At 44.9% G+C, this 4,678-nt stretch carries 5 protein-coding genes and 1 pseudogene; 1 reads left to right on the forward strand and 5 read right to left on the reverse strand.

Translation table 11 applies throughout. From position 1 onward, the window contains the following. The coding region (locus PX636_RS07365; RefSeq protein WP_288116620.1) for an AAA family ATPase at window positions 1–661 on the reverse strand (661 nt) is incomplete at its 3' end. Window positions 662–841: 180 nt separating this feature from the next. Here PX636_RS07365 and PX636_RS07370 point away from each other — a divergent pair. Then, entirely contained in the window at window positions 842–2,347 is a 1,506-nt protein-coding gene (locus tag PX636_RS07370; protein ID WP_288116621.1) for a UbiD family decarboxylase, read from the forward strand. Window positions 2,348–2,449: 102 nt separating this feature from the next. On the opposite strand, the gene PX636_RS07375 is transcribed toward PX636_RS07370, so the two are convergent. The 4 genes and pseudogenes from PX636_RS07375 to PX636_RS07390 form a co-directional block, all read right to left on the reverse strand. Beyond that, window positions 2,450–2,953 (reverse strand): NAD(P)H-quinone oxidoreductase subunit J, encoded by a 504-nt coding sequence (locus PX636_RS07375; protein ID WP_002780471.1) that lies wholly within the window; start codon window positions 2,951–2,953, stop codon window positions 2,450–2,452. Continuing rightward, on the reverse strand, window positions 2,954–3,697 hold the full coding sequence (gene ndhK, locus PX636_RS07380) for a photosynthetic/respiratory NAD(P)H-quinone oxidoreductase subunit K (protein WP_004163386.1): 744 nt from the start codon (window positions 3,695–3,697) through the stop codon (window positions 2,954–2,956). It abuts the gene before it with no gap. Between the two features lie 47 nt (window positions 3,698–3,744). After that, window positions 3,745–4,107 carry a photosynthetic/respiratory NAD(P)H-quinone oxidoreductase subunit C gene (gene ndhC / locus PX636_RS07385; protein WP_002739390.1) on the reverse strand — a complete coding sequence of 121 codons (363 nt, stop codon included), beginning with the start codon at window positions 4,105–4,107 and terminating at the stop codon, window positions 3,745–3,747. Between the two features lie 418 nt (window positions 4,108–4,525). Next, window positions 4,526–4,678: pseudogene (locus PX636_RS07390) on the reverse strand (RNA-guided endonuclease TnpB family protein); the annotation flags it as partial.

Below are 4,678 nucleotides of genomic sequence, written 5' to 3' on the forward strand. Positions count from 1 at the left end.
CAATGGACGGATCGAGAATTTGTAGAGCTTTTAGCACTTCTTCTTCCTGTTCATTAAAAACTATTTTAGTATAGGACTCGCTCAATTCTTCCAAAGATTTATTGACAGATGCGGCAATGATTACTGGTTCCTCATCACCCGCATCAGGCAAAGCGAGTATTCCCTCAGAACTAGCAATTAAAAAATAGTTCAGTTGACCATCATTTGAGTCATTATCATGGTCAAAACTTGTGTGAATATTTAAGATAGAAATAACTGATTTATTTTTAGCGATAAAATCGTATAATTTTTGTAAGTCTTCAGAGATTCCTAAAACGCTATCTTTAAGAGAATCGGAAATCGATATTTTTACCAATTTATCCCCTTGATTAGATTGGGAGCCTTTTAACTCAATAATATTTTCTCTATCAAGATTGAATAATAAATTATCCCAGGCATTTTTGGGAACAGCCTGAACAACTGCTAAAGATTGCCTGCGAATGATTCCTCTGATGTAGGGATGAATAGTATTTGGATAGGGATAACTATACAAAAATATTGCCTCTAACAGGGCAGTTTTCCCTGAATTGTTCTTACCACCAATTAAATTAACTCGCTCAAAACCTTCAATTTTGGTATGCTCAAAACATCTAAAATTACTAATTTCAATATCCTTAATCATGTTGACCTCCGGGCTGAATAAGCATAAATTTAGGGTTAGGAATGACCCTGGCGAGATGGGGATTTTTTTACTTAATTCTAGACAAGAATCGCCTCCAACTCTCAAACCGGTGACTATCCCCCACCGAAACTGCCGCCCTAAGAGATAATAGAGAGAGGGATTTATTTACATTTCTTCATCATGGCTAGAGACTTACGAGGATTTATTAAGCTTTTAGAAGATCGTGGCCAATTACGCCGCATTAGTGCATCGGTCTCTGCCGATTTAGAAATTGCCGAGATCGCTAATCGGATGCTGCAGGTGGGTGGACCGGCCCTACTGTTTGAAAACGTGCAAGGAGCAGAGTTTCCCGTCGCTATTAACCTCATGGGAACGGTAGAACGCATCTGTTGGGCGATGAACCTGAATAAACCCGAAGAATTGGAAGATTTAGGCAAAAAACTCGCCCTGTTGCAACAACCGAAACCGCCGAAAAAACTCTCCCAAGCGATCGATTTTGGTAAAGTTTTATTTGATGTCCTGAAAGCCAAACCCAACCGTAACTTTTTCCCTGCCTGTCAACAGGTGATTTTAGAAGGGGATGAAGTAGATTTAAAGAAAATTCCGATGATTCGACCCTATCGGGGGGATGCAGGCCAGATTATCACCCTAGGGCTAGTAATTACTAAAGATTGCGAAACGGGAACCCCTAACGTCGGTGTCTATCGCCTACAGCTACAGTCTCACAATACCATGACCGTCCACTGGTTGTCCGTGCGCGGTGGGGCGCGTCACCTGCGAAAAGCGGCACAGATGGGCAAAAAATTAGAAATAGCCATCGCTTTAGGGGTAGATCCTCTGATTATCATGGCCGCTGCCACTCCTATCCCCGTAGATCTCTCCGAATGGCTGTTTGCGGGATTGTACGGCGGTTCTGGGGTACAGTTAGCCAAGTGTAAAACCCTCGATTTGCAAGTGCCGGCCGACGCAGAAATCGTCCTCGAAGGAACAATTACCCCCGGAGAGGTATTGCCAGATGGACCTTTTGGTGATCACATGGGTTACTATGGCGGTGTGGAAGATTCACCCCTGATTCATTTCCACTGCATGACCCATCGTCGCGACCCCATTTATTTAACCACTTTTAGCGGTCGTCCTCCCAAGGAAGAAGCGATGATGGCCATCGCGCTTAATCGTATTTATACGCCGATTTTACGGCAACAGGTGTCGGAAATCAGGGATTTTTTCCTACCGATGGAAGCTTTAAGCTATAAAGCGGCGATTATCTCCATTGATAAGGCCTATCCCGGACAAGCGCGGCGAGCGGCCTTAGCTTTTTGGAGTGCCTTACCCCAGTTCACCTATACTAAATTTGTCATCGTCGTCGATAAGGAGATTAATATTCGCGACCCCCGGCAAGTGGTTTGGGCAATTAGTTCTAAAGTGGATCCGGTTCGCGATGTGTTTATTCTCCCGGAAACCCCCTTTGATAGCCTCGATTTTGCCAGCGAAAAGGTCGGTTTGGGGGGGAGAATGGGAATTGATGCCACCACTAAAATGTATCCCGAAACCGACCACCAGTGGGGGGAACCTTTGGAGTCGGATCCTGCCATGGCGGTCAAGGTTTCCCAACGCTGGTTAGAATACGGTTTAATCGATATTAATTTACAAGAAGTAGATGCCAATAAGTTTGGCTACGAAATGTAGATTTAACCGACTAAATACCCAATAGCTTATCTTGTCCCTAAATCTCAAAAAAATCGGGCTAGAAATATCTTCTAACCCGATGTTACTGATTAAATTCTCGACTTAGTAAGCGTCCTGTAGTTCGTAGAATTCGGGAGAAACGTAATCTTTGCGTAGAGGCCAACCGACCCAATCTTCCGGCATTAAAATCCGTTTCAGGTGGGGATGTCCTTCATAAATAATGCCGAACATATCATAACTTTCTCGTTCTTGCCAGTCAGCTGCTTTCCAAATCCAGTAAACCGAGGCAACCCTGGGATTATCTCTGGGAAGAAAGACTTTTAAGCGCACTTCCACGGGACTATCGACATTATCGGTTACTTTGACCAGATGATAGAAACTAACTAATTCTTTCCCCGGTCCCAAATCGTAAGCACCCTGACATTGGAGATAATTAAAGCCATAAGCGTATAAAGCAGTGGCCAGAGGAATTAAAAAGTCTGCTTCTACTTTAATCAATTCCACACCACTATGGTCAGCTTCTAAAGCTTGATGCTCAAAACCATTTTCGCTTAACCAAATCGAAGTGGGGCCAGCTTGCACAATAGCTGTGGTTTCTTCAGTCATTTAGATTTCTTCCTTTTGTTTCGTGGTCAAAAGAGCGGGGGGAACAGGCATACCGGTGGCTTCTAGCAACTCTTTCGGAGGTGCTTGACGGGTGGCCGATTGCAGATATTTACCGGTAAGAATCGGTTCCGTGGCCTGCATTTTGTGGGTGGTGCTGTAATAACGATTGGTTTGCTGGAGGACAGTCCCGCGTTCTTGAATAGATTCGTTAGCGACTTTTTTCCGCAGTTTAATAATCGCATCGATAATCGCTTCCGGACGGGGGGGACAACCGGGTATATAGACATCCACGGGGATAAGTTTATCTACCCCTCTAACCGCAGTGGTGGAGTCACTGCTGAACATTCCCCCCGTAATCGTACAGGCACCCATGGCGATAACGTATTTAGGTTCCGGCATTTCTTCATACAGACGCACCAAAGCGGGGGCCATTTTCATGGTGATTGTACCGGCAGTGATGATTAAATCGGCTTGCCGGGGACTAGAACGGGGAACTAAACCAAAGCGATCGAAATCAAAACGGGAACCAATCAAGGCTGCGAACTCGATAAAACAGCAAGCTGTACCGTATAGCATCGGCCAAAGACTTGACAAACGCGCCCAGTTATACAGGTCATCAACGGTGGTGAGGATGACATTTTCCGATAAATCCTGGGTAACTTTGGTGCGTTCGATGGGATTGAGGATTTTTTCGCTTTGTTGTGCGATAATTTGCTTAAATTCGCTGGTAGGGTTGGGACTCATCGGGTTATCCTCTTATGAAAAGTCAAAAATAAGGAAAATTATGGCCGTTATGACCATTCTAAGGCTCCTTTTCGCCAAGCATAGACGAGAGCAACCACAAGGATAGCAATAAAGATCAGTGCTTCTACAAAAGCTAATAGGCCCAATTGATTGAAAGCTACTGCCCAAGGGTAGAGAAAGACGGTTTCCACGTCAAAAACCACGAAAACGAGGGCAAACATATAATAACGAATGTTAAACTGAATCCAAGCACCGCCGATCGGTTCCATCCCCGATTCATAAGTGGTGCGTCTTTCCGGACCACCACCACTAGGCCGCAGGACTTTGGAGGCAGTTAGGGATAGGATTGGTACTAAACTGCAAGCAAGCAGAAATCCTAGAAAATACTCGTAACCTTTGAGGACAAACACTGGGTTTTTTTCTCCTTATTCGCTATCGACAGGGGAAGTTGTCGGCATCTCTATGGCTACTTATTATAGAGGCTTTAGCAACCCGTCTCCTTCTTAAAAGCAGCATTGAAGATGTTTATCCAGATTGCTCGTTAAGATTGTACGGGAGTGCCGGAGTTGCCAGTTCAAGCATTTGTCCTAAAATTTCCTATAGGCAGTATAGTTTGTTAATGCACAGGCTCAAAGCAGCGATCGCACTAAGAGGAGAGTATCTGGTGTGGGGATAACCTTAAGTTGGGAAAGTTGAGCATCTCATACGGCCGCTCCTTTTGACACCCCCCAGTCTGACTGCAAATCCTTGTACAGAAAAACTTTCAAGAGTTCTCAGCACCACTAGGGTATCCCCGGCCGGGGAGATCAATTTGACATACTCCCACCGTCAAGCTACGCTGTGACGGGAGATTCTTTCCAGATCACTATCGGAAATTCCTTGTTCAACGAGACAGCTTAGATTCTCAATGTCTCCATTAAGAATCCAGAGGCCGCACTCTCCCAAGGCGTTTGGGTCGGTTTCTGTTTGCCCAACAGTACC

Source organism: Microcystis sp. M53598_WE2 (genome assembly GCF_030067735.1).
In the GTDB taxonomy this organism is placed as follows: domain Bacteria; phylum Cyanobacteriota; class Cyanobacteriia; order Cyanobacteriales; family Microcystaceae; genus Microcystis; species Microcystis aeruginosa.

Bases quoted from the DNA above. Each gene is read 5' to 3' on its own strand.
- PX636_RS07370 (WP_288116621.1), top strand. From the start codon at position 842: ATGGCTAGAGACTTACGAGGATTTATTAAGCTTTTAGAAGATCGTGGC.
- PX636_RS07375 (WP_002780471.1), bottom strand. From the start codon at position 2,953: ATGACTGAAGAAACCACAGCTATTGTGCAAGCTGGCCCCACTTCGATT.
- ndhK (WP_004163386.1), bottom strand. From the start codon at position 3,697: ATGAGTCCCAACCCTACCAGCGAATTTAAGCAAATTATCGCACAACAA.